The 15,581-nt window shown below is 62.0% G+C and carries 14 protein-coding genes; 5 read left to right on the top strand and 9 right to left on the bottom strand.

What is annotated here, in order from left to right:
• Positions 1 to 196: 196 nt before the first annotated feature.
• The 6 genes from B6S08_RS01910 to B6S08_RS01885 all read right to left on the bottom strand — a co-directional run bounded on the left by B6S08_RS01910 (position 197) and on the right by B6S08_RS01885 (position 6,600).
• A complete protein-coding gene (locus B6S08_RS01910) occupies positions 197 to 2,101 on the bottom strand; it encodes a putative bifunctional diguanylate cyclase/phosphodiesterase (protein ID WP_245849792.1) in 1,905 nt (634 codons plus the stop codon).
• The gene (locus B6S08_RS01905; protein WP_094199090.1) at positions 2,098 to 2,628 is read right to left on the bottom strand and encodes a putative pterin-binding protein; all 531 of its coding nucleotides are present in this window, start codon (positions 2,626 to 2,628) and stop codon (positions 2,098 to 2,100) included. Before B6S08_RS01905 ends, B6S08_RS01910 begins: the two co-directional genes overlap by 4 nt.
• A 136-nt stretch (positions 2,629 to 2,764) precedes the next feature.
• Positions 2,765 to 2,926 carry a DUF2256 domain-containing protein gene (locus tag B6S08_RS01900; protein WP_094200511.1) on the bottom strand — a complete coding sequence of 54 codons (162 nt, stop codon included), beginning with the start codon at positions 2,924 to 2,926 and terminating at the stop codon, positions 2,765 to 2,767.
• Between the two features lie 257 nt (positions 2,927 to 3,183).
• A complete protein-coding gene (locus B6S08_RS01895) occupies positions 3,184 to 5,130 on the bottom strand; it encodes a bifunctional metallophosphatase/5'-nucleotidase (RefSeq protein ID WP_094199089.1) in 1,947 nt (648 codons plus the stop codon).
• A gap of 38 nt (positions 5,131 to 5,168) precedes the next feature.
• Entirely contained in the window at positions 5,169 to 6,032 is an 864-nt protein-coding gene (gene purU / locus B6S08_RS01890; protein ID WP_094199088.1) for a formyltetrahydrofolate deformylase, read from the bottom strand.
• Positions 6,033 to 6,129: 97 nt separating this feature from the next.
• Complete coding sequence (locus B6S08_RS01885) at positions 6,130 to 6,600, bottom strand: GNAT family N-acetyltransferase (RefSeq protein WP_094199087.1); 471 nt, start codon at positions 6,598 to 6,600, stop codon at positions 6,130 to 6,132.
• A gap of 228 nt (positions 6,601 to 6,828) precedes the next feature.
• Here B6S08_RS01885 and B6S08_RS01880 point away from each other — a divergent pair, with 228 nt between their 5' ends.
• Positions 6,829 to 8,085 carry a lytic murein transglycosylase gene (locus B6S08_RS01880; protein WP_094199086.1) on the top strand — a complete coding sequence of 419 codons (1,257 nt, stop codon included), beginning with the start codon at positions 6,829 to 6,831 and terminating at the stop codon, positions 8,083 to 8,085.
• A gap of 172 nt (positions 8,086 to 8,257) precedes the next feature.
• Positions 8,258 to 9,643, top strand: coding sequence for an L-cystine transporter (locus tag B6S08_RS01875; RefSeq protein ID WP_094199085.1), 1,386 nt, complete (start codon positions 8,258 to 8,260; stop codon positions 9,641 to 9,643).
• A gap of 61 nt (positions 9,644 to 9,704) precedes the next feature.
• On the opposite strand, the gene B6S08_RS01870 is transcribed toward B6S08_RS01875, so the two are convergent.
• On the bottom strand, positions 9,705 to 10,316 hold the full coding sequence (locus tag B6S08_RS01870; protein ID WP_094199084.1) for a LysE family translocator: 612 nt from the start codon (positions 10,314 to 10,316) through the stop codon (positions 9,705 to 9,707).
• A 107-nt stretch (positions 10,317 to 10,423) separates the two neighbouring features.
• On the opposite strand from B6S08_RS01870, the gene B6S08_RS01865 reads away from it, so the two are divergent.
• A complete protein-coding gene (locus tag B6S08_RS01865; RefSeq protein ID WP_094199083.1) occupies positions 10,424 to 11,308 on the top strand; it encodes a DMT family transporter in 885 nt (294 codons plus the stop codon).
• 21 nt (positions 11,309 to 11,329) lie between these two features.
• Here B6S08_RS01865 and rarD read toward each other — a convergent pair whose 3' ends face one another.
• Entirely contained in the window at positions 11,330 to 12,262 is a 933-nt protein-coding gene (gene rarD / locus B6S08_RS01860; RefSeq protein WP_094199082.1) for an EamA family transporter RarD, read from the bottom strand.
• Positions 12,263 to 12,521: 259 nt separating this feature from the next.
• Between rarD and B6S08_RS01855 the strand changes: the two genes are divergently transcribed.
• Positions 12,522 to 13,379: a hypothetical protein gene (locus tag B6S08_RS01855; protein ID WP_094199081.1), complete on the top strand. Its 858-nt coding sequence runs from the start codon at positions 12,522 to 12,524 to the stop codon at positions 13,377 to 13,379.
• A 102-nt stretch (positions 13,380 to 13,481) separates the two neighbouring features.
• Entirely contained in the window at positions 13,482 to 15,242 is a 1,761-nt protein-coding gene (locus B6S08_RS01850; protein ID WP_094199080.1) for a GGDEF domain-containing protein, read from the top strand.
• Positions 15,243 to 15,252: 10 nt separating this feature from the next.
• Here B6S08_RS01850 and B6S08_RS01845 read toward each other — a convergent pair whose 3' ends face one another.
• Entirely contained in the window at positions 15,253 to 15,540 is a 288-nt protein-coding gene (locus B6S08_RS01845; protein ID WP_094199079.1) for an encapsulin-associated ferritin-like protein, read from the bottom strand.
• Positions 15,541 to 15,581 lie beyond the last annotated feature (41 nt).

Genomic DNA, 15,581 nt, shown 5'->3' with positions numbered 1-15,581 from the left:
TCGAACCCGTGGCCCTATCCAACAATAGCAGGCTTTTTGAACAGAAATGCTTGATCTATAGACAAATTAAAGCGGCAGGGGGGGCCTCGGAGCAAGCAAAAATGGGAGGCTGTGGCGGCTGGGCAGCCCTTGAGTACACCAGGCCCAAGGGCTGACGCATCCCCGCATCAGGGACGAGGACGACTTAATGCAGGATTCAGCCGGCGGGGGTATAGCGTTGTTGATCCTGCACCAGCCAGTCGGGCACCTGATCCGCAGCCATGGGCCGGGCCAGCAGATACCCCTGACCCAGCTGGCAACCCAACTGCTGCAGCCTATCCCGCTGCTCCTGCAGCTCGATGCCTTCGGCGGTTACGGACATGTCCAGGCTGTCGGCCAGACGGACGATGGTAGACACCAGGTCGCCGGCACGAGGATCTGTAGTCAGATCGGAAACAAAGGACTTGTCGATTTTGAGCTTATTAACCGGCAACTGGCGCAGGTGACTGAACGAGGAATAGCCGGTGCCAAAGTCGTCCAGGGCGATTTCCACCCCGAGATCCCGCAGCTTGCACAGGTTGTCGGTTGAGCTGGCGGTATCCCACAGGCTGGTGTCTTCGGTGATCTCCAGCACCAACGACGAGGCCGACAAACCGGTGCGCAACAGCGCGGCTTCCACCGTGCTGCCAAGCTCACCGCTCATAAAGATATTGGGGCTGATGTTCACGTTGACCTTGAGCCAGTCATAACCCAGCCGCTGCCACTGGCGCAGCTGGCGGCAGGCGGTAAACAGCACCCACTGGTTAAGCTGATGGGCCAGCCCGTGGTGCTCGGCCACCGCGATCACTTCAAGGGGGCTGATGTGGCCATGTTCGATGGAATGCCAACGCAACAGGGCTTCAAGAGACTCAATGGCACCGCTTTTCAGGTGAAAAATAGGCTGATACACCAGATTGAGTTCGTCGTTCTCAATGGCCAGCTGCAGAGCCACCGCCAGCTTCTGGCTGCGCAAGCGGCGTTCATCCATGCCGGGCTCAAAGATCTGGCTCGACAGCTTGGGATTGTGCTTGGCGTAATACATGGCGGTATCGGCATGACTGAGCAACTCAACCATGGTGGTGCCGTGCTCCGGAAACAGGCTGGTGCCGATACTCGCCTTGGGAGACAGGCAACCGTCGGGCAGCCGTATGTCCCCTGCCAGTTCGGTTAACAAGTAGGTGACCAGCTGCTCGGCCTGGGCGGTTTCATCGTAGGGCTGAATCACCACAAACTCATCACCGCCCAGGCGCGCCACCTTGCCCTTGCCTGCCAGGGCGAGGCGCAGCCGCGATGACACCACCTTGAGCACGCGGTCGCCCACATCATGACCGAGGCTGTCGTTGATGGCCTTGAACTCGTTGAGATCCACCATGTGCACTGCCAGCTTGCGTTGCTGACGTTCCACCCGGTTCAGGGCCTGGGTCATCAGCTGGTAAAAGTGCATGCGGTTTGGCAGGCCAGTGAGCATGTCATGAAAGGCCAGGTAACGATTGCGCCGGTTTTCCCGCATCAACAACCACAGCATCAGGCCGCCGCTGAGCAGCAGACCGGCCAAATAAAGGGTGGAGCGCTGGCGTACGTCCCCGATGATATCGAGTTGCTGCCATACCTGAGAGCCGGAAAAGCTGTCCACATTGATTTCACGCACCCGCTCCCGGTAGGGTGCCAGCTCCTGCTGCAATGCCAGTGTTCCCGCCGGGTTGTCCACGTCCAACTCGTAAACCCTGTCTTCCCAGCGCTCCATCTGGGCGAGCAGATCATGCAGCATAGGGGTAACCCCGGACTGTTCACGCACCGGCCGGTTCTCCACCCCCTTGAGCAGGACATCTATGCGGCTCCACAACAGTTCAAAGCGCAACTGCACGTGCTCTTCATTCCGAGTGCCCGCCAGCAGGGCGGTCAAGGCGTGATCAAATTTCAGTACTTCGGATTCCAGTTCGGACGTGGCCCAGCCCACGGTTTTGATGGTGGCCGATACATAGCGCACCACGTCCAGATCCCGGTTATAACTATATAGCGAGCTGAGGCCGAACAGCAGGGCCGCGGCCGTCAGCACCACCATTTTGACCGATTTGAAGGTCACTGAATATCCAGGCTTTTCAGTTGCCATACCAGCATCTCGTGATAGCGCTTGGTATCATATTCCTTGGATTCGGACAGCGGCAGCATCAGCCACAGCGGTCCCTTGTCTCGCACCTTCATGCGTTTACCGTCCAGGTGGGTAGCCAGCAGAAAGGGGGTATTGCGCACCAGCGCCATGTCAATATCGTGATGATAGTCGTTCAGTGCCACCAGCCGAACCCGTTTGCCATCGGCACCAAGCCGCTGCAGCAGCTCATTGAGCAGCACGCCACGAAATTCGTGTTTGCCGTCTGTCCAGGGGGTCAGGGTGGAGAATTCATGCTGGGGAAGGCTGGCCAGCAAGTCCATGTCAAGCCGGGCCTGACCGGCATCGTTGGTGTGCGCCAGGTTGCCGGTTACCGTCAGCACCACCCGGCCATCCGGTGGTGGCAGCGGGTCGGCGGCCTTGACCGGCAATGCCGGCAACAGCATAAGCAGGGCCGACAGTATGGCGAAACAGGCGTTGGCAAAACGAGTTGTTACACGCATCTTAGTTCCCTCTGGCAGTCACAGACCCAAAAGAGTATAGCTGCTTCTGCGTTTCGAGCATGAAATCGGGGACGAAAGGGTAAACCAGTCCACTTACGGCGTCGAGGCAAACCGACGTTATCCTGACCCATTTGCTTTATTTGGCGTCAACTTCAGACGCAGCAGGGCCCCTTCTGTGAGAACGACAGCGCCGCGAACAATATTTAACGTTATTCCATTCCCGTGCCCATTTTTTTCGCCAGCCGAACGGGCGACCGCACACCACACAAATTTTATGCGGCAGTCGTGACTTTTTCATGGTGGTGCCCCGCCCGACGTCGTGCCTCAGTGCACACAAAAACGAGTCAGCCCGATCGCATTGCATGCCATGGCCTGACCGTTAAGTGTTGTTACGTTTGAGGTACTCGATAGACAATACATACACTATTGACACGGTTTCGGCAGAACGCCAACCGCAGGACAGACGATAGTCTTCGGAGTTTAAACGGACCGCCAAGCGAGGGGAAGAAATAAAGGCGGTGCTCCCCTCACTCGGGGAGCACCGCAAGGCTCGGCTTACAGCCGTTTCAGGCTGACGCCGCTGTCGGCCAGGGGGCGCAGCAGGGGACGCTGTTCGCGCACATAGTCGATAAAGGCCTGGGCATCGGTGTTGCAGCGCACACCGGCGGCCCCGCAGTCGAGGGGCTGGTTGATGTAGTGAGTCTCGATGGCACCGTTGCTACCACGGCTTAGGCGCGCCACCGGAAAGGCGGTGAGGCGGCCGTTGACCCAGGCCAGATCCAGCCTGTCGGTGAGCACCTGTTGAGCCTGCAACAGGGTGTTCCAGCCGTCGTTGCCGGAAGCGCTGTAGGCGTTCATCACCACCTGATAGCTGGCATTGGGCTGCACCCTCACCCAGCGGCCATTCTGCTGCACTTCGATGCGGCTCAGAAAGCCCGCGCCCTTTCGGGTTTCGTCAAACTCATAACGCAGTCCGGCCACGTAAGGGAAACGACCGGCATGGGCGCCGTCGGGCAAGGAGGCATTGATGGTTTCCAGCAACAGGCCGGCCAGCTGACGTCCGGTAAGGGACACCAGGCTGAGCGGATTGCCAAAGGGCAACAGGTCCAGGCTCACCTGGCCTTCCTTGAGCTCACCCGGCTCCAGGCCGGTGCGCACGGCGCCGGCGTTCAGCAGGGCCACCTCGGCCCGGCGGCCGGTAATGGCCTGCACCTCGGGGCGGTTAACCCAGTGCAACTGGCTGGCGGCCACCAGGGGCGCGACGTCAGACTGGCTGCCATCCCTGCCCGGCAGGCGACGGTGCTCCAGGGTCACGGGCACATGGCCAATCACCGCGCCATAGGCGGCGGTCAGTGCCGGCTTGTAGGTGTCGTCGATATGACGACGCAGCTCGGCGTCTTCTTCCACTACGGCGATGCGGGGGCTGGCCGCCACCACTTCGGCCAGCCGTTGCTGTTGCGCCGGGCTCAACCGGCTGGCATCGGTACGACGCACGTCGCTGTAGAACTCACCGTCGCTCAGCAGGGTGTTGCCGCCCTCACAGCGGCTAACCCGGCCGTCCCGGGTAAAGGTCACGCTGACCCGGCCCAGGGCCTGGGCGTGCTGGCCCGCCTGCACCACACAGGTTTTCGCCAGGCCGTTAGGATTGGTGAACAGCTGGGCATAGGCCGGATTCTGGCCCAGTCCGAGCTCAGAGAAGTCTCCCAACAGGCTGTGGGAATGACCGCCCACGATCACGTCAATGCCATTAACCTCCCGGGCCAGGCGCTGATCCCGCTCCAGCCCCAGATGGGTAAGCGCCACGATGTGGCGTACGCCCTGCTCGCGCAGCAGATCAACGGTGCGCTGGGCGCTTGCCACCTCCTGCTGAAAACGTACCTCGCCGGTGCCGGCGGCCAGCTCGGGCATGTTTTCCGGCACCAGGCCGATCACCGCCACCACCGGGTCCCGGCCGGCGTCTTCCATGCTCTCTAGCCGCTCCTTGTCGTTGCCGTCAAAGGCATACAGCACATAGGGGTGAAGATTGGCGGCGTCTTTCAGGGCGGGATCCCGGCTGGCGTCCAGGTTGGCGGCCAGCAGCGGAAAACCGGCACCGGCAATAAAGTCGGCCAGCGATGGCGTATCGAGATCAAACTCGTGGTTGCCCAGCACCATGGCGTCGAGCTGCATGCGGGTGAGAATGTCGGCGTTCATGGCACCCTGATTCAGACGAAAATACCCACTGCCCTGCCAGGCATCACCGCCGTGCAAAAACAGCAGCGGCTGATCCGCCTGCTCGGCCTGATTGCGCCAGGCGTTGACCTGGGTCAGCAACCGGGGATGGCCACCCAGCCGCGTGTAAACGGCTTCTCCATCCAGGCTCAGGCGGGCGTCACTGGCATCGAAATGGGAATGGGTGTCGTTGACGTGGGCCAGGGTCAGGGTAAAGGGCGCCTCGGGCTGACCGCCGGCGCAGCCGGTCAGTATTGCCGCCAGTACTGGGGCCACCAGGAATTTTTTCATGCTGAAACAGACTCCATTGCGTAAAGAAAAAAGCGCGCTCAACTGGCAAAGACCACCGTCTTGTCGTTGTGCAGAAACACCCTGTGTTCAATGTGATATTGCACCGCCCGGGCCAGGGTCATGCATTCAATGTCCTTGCCCTTGGCGATGAGCTGCTCGGGATAGTGGCTGTGATCCACCACCTCTACCCCCTGGGTGATGATGGGGCCTTCATCCAGATCGTTGTTGATATAATGGGCCGTGGCCCCTACCAGCTTGACCCCCTTGTGGTAGGCCTGGTGATAAGGGTTATCGCCCCGAAACCCGGGCAGCAGCGAGTGATGAATATTAATGGCACGCCCCTTAAGGCGGGCGCACAGTTCGGGGCTCAGCACTTGCATGTAGCGGGCCAGCACCACCAGATCGGCCTCGCACTCATTGAGAATGCCCATGACCTCGGCTTCCTGTTCGGCGCGGTTGTCGTCGCTCACCGGCAGGTGATAATAGGGAATGTGATGCCAGTCGGCCAGCCGTTGCAGATCCGGGTGGTTGGAGATAATGGCCGGTATCTCAATGGGAAGCTGGCCGGTGCGGTAGCGGTAAAGCAGATCGTTCAGGCAATGATCGAGCCGGGACACCATGATCACCACATTGGGTCTGTCGTGGCTGGCGGCCAGCCGCCATTCCATGGCGAACCCGGCGGCCCGGGGCGCAAAGCCGGTGCGAAAGGCGGCTTCATCAAAGGGCTGCTCGGCGGGCGGACGAAATTCGGCACGAATAAAAAAGTGTTCGCTCAGCACATCGTCAAAGGTCTGCATTTCCACCACGTAGCACCCCTGCTCGTGCAGATAGCGGGTCACCACGTCCACCGTGCCCAGGCTGCCCGGGCAGTGAGCGGTCAGGTAATAGGTGTCTTTTGGCATGGCTACGGATGATCTCCCGGTTGGTCTGTTGCTCGGCACAAAACGGCGGGGCTATTTTGCGGCAAACCGGTCGCCAGTGCCAGCGCCGGCAGGGTGCTCAGTCCAGGGTTTTTTCCATGATAAAGCGCACAAAGGTCTGGCCGGCACGGTGCACCTCCTGCCGGGACACCAGCCGAAACCCCTTTTGCTCAAACAACGGCCGGGACAACACGCTGGCGTCCGTGGTCAGGCAGCCAACGCCCCGGCGCTGGGCCTCCTGCTCCATTTCATCACACAAGCGGCCCGCCAGGCCGCGCCCGGAATGCTCGGCCAGCACATACACCAGTGCCAGGTAGTGATCGGGGTTGAGGGTGGCAAAGGCCACCGGAATGTGGTGCAGCGTCATGACCCGGGTATAGCCACTGCGCACCAGACGACCGAAGTCGTCCTTGTACAGATAGGGAAAGGCCGCCCATACCTGCACCTGCTCGTCACTGTAGCCACGACGGCCCTGGCCCATCACCGCATCGTGATAGATAAGTTCAAGACTGCTGTAGTCGGTTTCCTGAAAGTCTCTGCTCAGGTACATGGTCACTCCGGAAATTACTGTATTCGCGACAGCGTCCCTGTGTTCATTCTTGCGTTTCGCCCGGAGCTTGTCCATTCCGGCACCGGCTTGTGGAGCGGCATCATAACAAAGGCCACAGTCGCAATCCGTGCGCCGGCACGGACTTGCGTCATTTTCCTTCCCGCCCGCCCCTTTTCTTTACGTGACAATCAGATAAGCTGACGCCCATCATTAAAAAGGGACGTAGTCATGACAAGAGCACGCATATTTTCACCCCTGATGGCCGGCCTGCTGCTGGCGGGCTGCGCCAGTCAGGCCGATACCGCGCCGGCACCGCCCCGGGCCGGCACTATCGGCGCACCGCAAGCCGCACAGCAGGCCGCCGCCAGCCAGGATTTTGCCGCCTGGCGTAACGACTTTCGCCGGCGCGCCCTGGCCGAGGGCATCCAACCCGCGGTGTTTGACGCCGCCTTTAAGGATATCGACCTGAATCACCAGGTAATTAAACTCGACGGTGGCCAGGCCGAATTCACCCGCCAGCTGTGGGACTATCTGGACAGCGCCGTGTCTTCCACCCGCATCAGCACCGGCCAGGCCCGGCTGCGTGAACTGGGCCCGGTGCTCGACCGTATTGAACAGCGTTACGGTGTGGACGCCAACGTGCTGCTGGCGATCTGGGGCATGGAAACCAACTACGGCAGCTACCGGGGCAACACTTCCACCATTGAGGGTCTGGCCACCCTGGCCTTTGAGGGGCGCCGGCGTCAGTTTGCCGAGAACCAGCTGCTCGCCGCCCTGCGCATTTTGCAGTCCGGGGACATAAGCGTGGCCGGCATGCGTGGCTCCTGGGCCGGCGCCATGGGCCACACCCAGTTCATGCCCACCAGCTACCTGGAGTATGCACAGGACTTCAACGGTGACGGCAAGCGGGACATCTGGGGCGAAGATCCGACCGACGCCCTGGCTTCCAGCGCCTATTACCTGTCCCGCTTTGGCTGGCAGCAGGACGCCCCCTGGGGCGTGGAAGTGCGCCTGCCCCAGGGCTTTGACTATGCCCAGGCGGATCAGAAACATCGCCGGCCGGTGGCGGAATGGCGCCGGCTGGGGGTCACCCAGGCCAACGGCCAGCCCCTGCCCGAGGCGGGGGACGCCGCCATTCTGGTACCGGCGGGGGCCCAGGGGCCGGCCTTTGCGGTGTTCAACAACTTTTATGTCATCAAGCGCTACAACAATGCCACCGCCTATGCCATGGGGGTAGGACATCTTGCCGATAAAATCGCCGGTGGCAGTGATTTCAGTCAGTCCTGGCCGCGCCACGAGCGGGCCCTCAGCCGCACCGAGAAACGGGAGCTGCAACAGCTACTCACGCGGCAGGGCTTTGACACTCAGGGCGCGGACGGCGTGATTGGGCCCAACACCATGACCGCCATTCGCGCCTGGCAGCAGGAACAAGGCCTGGTGGCCGACGGCTACGCCAGTGCCAGCCTGCTGGAACGGTTGCGATAACACCGGTTAGCAGGATCTTACGCCACAGCCTGCTTTACAACCGGTCAATAATTCCGCCGAACCCTTGTTTTCCGGTTATTATTCATAAGCCATAACCAAACGATGTAACGCCCGGGCGATGATGCTGCTAGCATCGCCCGTTTCCTTATTATTTTCTGAACACGGAGTAAACATGCTGATTGTGCTGATCAATCTGGCAATCTTTGTGCTGCTGATGCTGGTGCTGGGCAAGCTGTCCGGCCGCGGGCAGTCTTTATCTCGCCGCGTACTGACCGGCCTGGTGTTTGGCGTGGGTGCCGGCTTTGCCATGCAGGTGCTGTATGACGCCGATACCATTCAACGCACCCTGGAGTGGGTCAACGTGGTAGGCGGCGGCTATGTGCGCCTGCTGCAGATGATAGTGATCCCCCTGGTGCTTGTGTCCATTCTCGGTGCCGTATCGCGACTGCATAACGCCACTTCCCTCGGCAAGATCAGCGTGCTGACCCTGGGCATACTGTTGTTCACCACCGCCATTTCGGCGCTGGTGGGCGTGTTCGTCACTTACTCGTTCGGCCTCAGTGCCGCCGATCTGGTACAGGGCGCCCGTGAGCTGGCCCGGGCCGAGCAGCTGGAAGCCACGGTGGCCAGCGTGGCCAACCTGTCCATGCCGCAGCTGCTGGTGTCCTTTATTCCGCGTAATCCCTTTGCCGACATGACCGGCGCCAGCCCCACCTCCATCATCGGTGTGGTGGTGTTCGCGGTGTTCCTGGGGCTGGCGGTACTGACCCTGCTGAAGGACGAGCCGGAGCTGGGCCAGCGCGTGGTGGGCGGCATTGAAGCCCTGCAGGCACTGATCATGCGCCTGGTGCGGCTGGTGATGAAGCTCACCCCCTACGGCGTGATGGCACTGATGACCAAGGTCATCGCCGGCTCCAACCTGCAGGACGTGCTCAGCCTGGCCGGCTTCCTGGTCGCCTCCTACCTGGCCATTGCCATTATGTTTGTGGTGCACGGGCTGCTGCTCGGCCTGGTGGGCGTGAACGCCAAACGCTTTTTCACCAAGGTATGGCCGGTGCTGGCCTTTGCCTTTACCAGCCGCTCCAGCGCCGCCACCATTCCGCTCAACGTGCAGGCGCAAACCCAAAAGCTGGGTGTACCCGAGAGCATTGCCAACTTTTCCGCCTCCTTTGGTGCCACCATTGGTCAGAACGGCTGCGCCGGCATTTACCCGGCCATGCTGGCGGTGATGATCGCCCCCACCATGGGCATCGACGTGCTGGACCCGCTGTGGCTGGCCACCCTGGTGGGCGTGATCACCCTGGCGTCCTTTGGCGTGGCCGGCGTGGGTGGCGGCGCCACCTTTGCCGCGCTGATCGTGCTGCCGATCATGGGCATGCCGGTGGCACTGGCGGCCCTGCTGATTTCCATTGAACCGCTGATCGACATGGCCCGCACCGCACTGAACGTGAACGGTGCCATGACCGCCGGCACCATCAGCAGCAAGCTGCTGGGGCAGACCGACGAAGCGGTGTTTGCCGCCGATGACGACGCCGGCCAGCGCCCGGCCGTGGCCTAAGCCTGGCCGCCATCCATAAAAAAAGCGCCCGCGGGCGCTTTTTTACTTTACTGCCCGTAGCTCAACGACTCAAAGGCAGCCAGCCGCCAATCAGCATAAACAGGCCGCCACAGGTACGGTTAAAGCCTCGCCCACATCGGGTCAGCCAGCCCGAAACCCGCCCGGCAAAACCGGCAATCAGGCACTCGGTCAGGCATTCCACCAGCGCAAAGGTTACCGCCATCACCACAAACTGGCCCCACAGGCTGGCGGCGGGATCGATAAACTGGGGCAGAAAGGCGGCAAAAAACAACATCGCCTTGGGGTTGGCAAAGGCCGACAGCAGCCCCTGCCGGGCCATGACCCAGGGGCTGGCCCGGCCGCTGATGGCCCCCACGCCCCCGCCCGGGGCCGGCGACCGCCATACCTGTATGCCCAGCCACACCAGGTAGAGGCCACCGACAATTTTCATCACCAGCAGCAACTCGGATGCCAGGGTCAGCAGCGAGGCAATGCCGAACATCGACACCCCTACCACGCCTATAAAGCCCAGGGCGCCGCCGGCAATGGTGGCCAGGGTGCGGCCCGGGCCGTAAAGGGCACCGTGGGTCAGCGCCAGCAGGCTGTTGGGGCCGGGGGTAAGGGACAGCCCGATACAGGCTGCCAGGTAAATCAACCAGGTGTCCAGGGTCATGATGAATACTCTTGCAGAAGAATGATGCAGTTGTAACAAAATGCCGCGCCGCCGTCAGCGTCTCTGTTAACATGAGTGGCGATTTTTGCCCTGCACAAGGACTTGCCATGCTGTGGATTCCCTTTACCCTGTTCGCCGCCTTTATGCAGGCCTGGCGCAACGCCTTTCAGAAACGGCTGAGTCAGGATGCCGGCGCCGCCGCCGTGACCCTGGCGCGTTTTGTGCTGGCGTGGCCGCTGGCGGCACTGTATCTGTGGTTGCTGTACCGGTGGCAGCCCCACCAGCCCGTGCCCGCCTTTGGCGGTTATTTCGCGGTGCTGATAGTGGCGGCGGCGGTAAGCCAGATCCTGGCCACGGCACTCATGGTGCGGCTGTTTCAGTTGCGCAACTACGCCGTGGGGGTGGGCCTGGCCAAAAGCGAGGCGGTGTTGGCGGCGGCCCTGGGAGTGTTCTTTTTCAGCGCCCCGCTCACGCCCCTGGGCTGGCTGGGAGTACTGCTGGGCGCGATTGCCGTGTGGCTGCTGAGCGGACTGCGGCGGGCGGCAGGGGCCGGTGTGCCGGTCAGTACCCTGTTTACCGGACTGGGCAGCGGCCTGGCCTTTGCCCTCACCTCGCTGTGGGTGCGGGAAGCCAGCCTGACGCTGGCCCTGCCCTTTCCCTTTGGCGCGGCCTGGGTGCTGCTGCTGGTGATTGGCCTGCAGACCCTGCTACTGCTGGTATGGCTGGGGCTGCGCAACCCGCCGGCACTGGTCTCATTGTGGCGCCGGCCCGGGCTGACCGCCCTGGTCAGCCTCACCAGCTGCCTGGGCTCCATCGGCTGGTTCACCGCCATGAGCCTGGAAACCGTGGCCCTGGTCAAGACCCTCGGGCAAGTGGAGGTGCTGTTTACCCTGATGATTTCGGCCTGGTACTTTCGGGAACGCCTGGGCCGCCGGGATCACGGCGGCCTGGTGCTGATCGTGCTGGCGGCCATGTGCGTCATGTGGGCCTGAGGCCGCCGCCGGGCTGAAAAGCTAGGATCTGGTGGTCTGCGCCGGAGCCTGGTGGCTGGCGCCCTGGCGAAACGGATAGCGGCGGAACGCCAGCATTTTGCGCACGCCTTCCAGCACCAGCAGGGCCACCGCCGTCCAGATGGCGATATAAGTGGGCCATTCCTCACCGGAAATGGTTTCGCCCAGCGCCAGCGACACCACCACCAGCAGCACCGGCTCCACATAACCCAGCAGGCCAAACAGGCTGAATGGCAGCCGCCGGCTGGCCAGAATGTAGCAGGCCAGGGCCAGGGCGCTGATCATGCCCAGCCCCAGCACCAGCAGGTACAGCAGCGGCCGCTCGCCAAACACCGCCAGCGGCGCTCCGGTGGCGCATACAAACCAGGCCGCCACCGGCAGCATCAGCAGCATGTCGCACCACAGCCCGCCCAGCGTGTCATTACCGAGCCAGCGCCGCCACACGAAATAGAGCGGATACCCCAGGGCCACCACCAGGGTCTCCCAGGAAACGCCGCCGGCATGCCACAGTTCGTTGGCCACGCCCAGCACGGCGCAGGCCACCGCCAGCCATTGCAGCCGAGTGGGACGTTCCTGATAGAGAAAGCGGCCCACCAGTACCAGCACCAGAGGCATCATGAAGTAACCGAGAGAGACCGCCAGGCCCCGGCCGTTGATGGGAGCCCACATGAAGATCCACAGTTGCACCGCCACCAGGGCGGACGACAGCGGCAAGCCCAGCCAGAGCACGGGGCGGGTTTTCAGTTGCGCAAACAGGAAGGTCACCAGCCGCCAGTCGCCGCTGTAGAGCAGAAACAGGCCAAGACAGGGCATGGTCAGCAGCATCCGCCAGCCAAACACCACTTCGCCGTTCATCGGCGTCATCAGGCTGGCATAGTAATACAACAGCGCAAACAACACCGACGAAAACACCGATAACGCAACCCCTCTGGCCACTCGCCTTGCTCCTTTTTGAAAGTCTGGTCAATAAGTTGCGCGCAGCTTAACAGTTTTAAGATGAAATATTGAGCTGATTTGAAAATTAAAAGCAGCCATTTTGCTGGCTTATAATAACGCTAACAGCGTGTCATATTGATTAACACCGGGTTTACCAACACATCATCACCGGCAGGCCCTGGCCGATAACTCGCTTGACCCTGCTGTTGTCCCTGCGGCCGGTATAAGCTGCCCACCCCGTTGTTCTGGAGATACCCTTATGTTGCGCACCGCGAGTGCCCTGATGCTGTTATTGCTCACCGCCTGTGCCGGCGCCGGCAGCCCGCGCCTGGCGCTGGATCCCGTGGGCAGTTTTCCTGCCGCGCTGTCAGAAAGCTCCGGGCTGGTCGCCTGGCCCGGCGGTTTTGTCAGCCATAACGACAGCGGCAAGGCCGCCGAACTGTTTGTGCTCAACCAGCGCGGCGGGCTGGTGCGCCGCCTGCCGGTGCCCGCCCCCAACCGGGACTGGGAAGACATTGCCCGCCACGGCAACATCCTCTACCTGGCCGACACCGGCAACAACGGTGGCCGGCGACAGGATCTGCGCATCTTCTCCCTGCGCCTGGTGGATGACGGCGTGACCCCGCCCGAGGTGCTGCCGGTCAGCTACCGGGAACAGCGCAACTTTCAGCCTCCCCGTCATCAGCACAACTTTGACGCCGAAGCCCTGGCCTGGGTAAACGGCGAGCTGTGGCTGTTTACCAAGCGCTGGCTGGATCAGCAAAGCAGCCTGTACCGGTTGCGACCGAATGCCGTCCCGTCGCCACTGACGGAATGGCAACGGCTCAATCCGCACATGCTGGTCACCGGTGCCGACTTCGACGCCGCCAGCCAGACCCTGCTGCTGGTGGGCTACAGCCGCAACCTGTTCGACCGCCGGGCCTTTGTGTGGCATTACCCGGTGCGCAACAACCAGGTGGTAGAGCACGCCGGCCGCGGTTACCGGCTGAGTGAGACCGGCCAGTTCGAGGCGATTGCCCTGGGTGCCGACGGCCATGTTTATGTGTCCCGGGAAGGACTGGCCCCCCAGCTGTTCCGTAGCCGGCAGCCCCTGACGGCCTTGCTCGAGGGCAACTGACGCGGCACAGGGCCACTACGGTATATATCAAGGGCGCTGTCATATTTGGGTCATGCTGCCGCCATAGAGTATGTGTCATTTGAAATCGACACTGAGCTCCGAATGATACCTTTCCCCAGCAACGACGACGCCCTGCCCACCCTGCTCGACCAGGACCGGCTGAACCCGCAGTTTCAGCCCATTGTGGATATTCAGGCCGGCCAGATCCTGGGGCACGAGGCGCTGATCCGCGGGCCCGCCGGCCATCCGCTGGAGTTTCCCTCGGCGCTGTTTGGCGAGGCTCGCCGGCTGGGTATGCTGTCGGAGCTGGATCTGGCCTGCCGTCAGGCGGCCCTGCGTCGCTATCATGAGCTCGGCATGGACGGCTGCATTTTCGTCAACGTCAATCCCAGCGTGCTGCTCGATAAGCGCCACCCCAAGGGCTGCACCCGCCGCCTGGTTCAGGAGCTGGGACTGGCCCCCGAGCAGATAGTGATTGAGCTGTCGGAGCAGGATCTGGTGCAGGACACCGCCGGCCTGAAAGAAGCGCTGAATCGCTACCGCCAGCTGGGCTTTCGCATCGCCATCGATGATCTGGGCGCCGGCTACTCAGGCCTGAAGCTGTGGTCGGAGATCGAGCCGGATTTCGTCAAAATAGACCGTCATTTCATTCATCACATCGATCAGGACACGGTACGCCAGGCCTTTGTACAGAGCATTGCCGATCTGGCGCGCCGGCTGGGCTCCCGCGTGATCGCCGAGGGCATCGAGACCCGCGCCGAACTTGAGCAACTACACGCCATGGGCATTCGCTATTGCCAGGGCTACTGGCTCGGGCGGCCACAACCGATGCCGCTGACCCGGGCTCCCACCGCCTGCGGCCGCCCCATGGGTGTACCGGCGCTGCAGCGCGACACCGTGGCCACCCTGGCCCGGCAGGGACAGGCCATGGACGTGAACGACTCCCTGGCCAAGGTGTTTGACCGGCTGCGGGCCGACAGTCGGCTGCACTCCATTCCGGTGCTGGCCCAGGGTGTGCCGGTGGGCATGCTGCACCGCTCCCGGGTGATGGAGCTGTTTTCCACTCCCTTTGGCCGAGCCCTTTACGCCAACAAACCGTTGACCCGCGCCATGGACATGCAACCGCTGATCGTGGATCGACAAACGCCGCTGGATCGCGCCAGCCAGCTGATTACCGACGACGACAGCATGAGCGGCCGCCAGCACTTCATCATTACCCACAACGGCCATTATCACGGTCTGGGCTCGGTACGCGATTTGTTGCGTACCATTACCGAGCAACAGCTGCTGCTGGCCCGCTATGCCAACCCCCTGACCCAGTTGCCGGGCAATGTGCCCATCTACCGGGAAATAGACGAGGCATTGCAGCAGCAACAGGACTTTTACGTGGCCTACTTCGATCTCAACCACTTCAAGCCCTATAACGACGTTTACGGTTACGCCCAGGGAGACAAGGTGATCCAGTGGGTGGCCCGGCTGTTGCGGGAAACCATCGGCGGGGCCGGCCAGTTTCTGGGCCATGTGGGCGGAGATGACTTTGTGGCGGTGTTTGATGCCGGCTGCGACTGGCGCCATCTGTGCGATCAGCTCATTGCCCGCTTCGATCGGGAAATTCCCGACTTTTATCATGCCGAAGACCGGCTGCGCCGGGGCATGGTGGCCCCCGGGCGCAACGGCGACACACAACGTTATCCCTTGCTGGGCATTGCCATCGGCGTGGTGCACCCGGATCCGGCCCGCTGCCATTCCCACGGTGACGTGGCCCTGCTGGCCAGTGCCGCCAAGCACGCAGCCAAGTGCCATGCACAAAGCTGTTGCTGCTTCAGCCCGGAGCGGGCCCCCCAGCGGCCAATCGCGTCCTAGCCGGCCGGCATCAGTGATCGCAGATGTCGCCGCTGCTGAACAGGTAATCTTTCAGCTCCTTGTCAAAGGTGGGATCCCGACGGCGAATCCACTCCAGCACCATGGCGGCATGCTCTTTTTCCTCGTCCCGGTTATGGGCCAGAATGGCCTTGAGCTCGGGATCCTTGCAGGCATCCACCCGCTGGTTATACCAGTCTACCGCTTCCAGCTCCTCCATCAGCGAGGTAATGGCCCTGTGCATGTCCCGAGTGTCGTCACTGAGTTCATCAATGGGCTCGTGATAGCCTTCGTTCGCCATAATGGGCTCCTTGTGTTGACCAAAGCGCACTGATATTCAGT

Source organism: Oceanimonas doudoroffii (assembly GCF_002242685.1).
Lineage (GTDB): Bacteria > Pseudomonadota > Gammaproteobacteria > Enterobacterales > Aeromonadaceae > Oceanimonas > Oceanimonas doudoroffii.
This window is presented reverse-complemented; position numbering and strand designations above follow the sequence as displayed.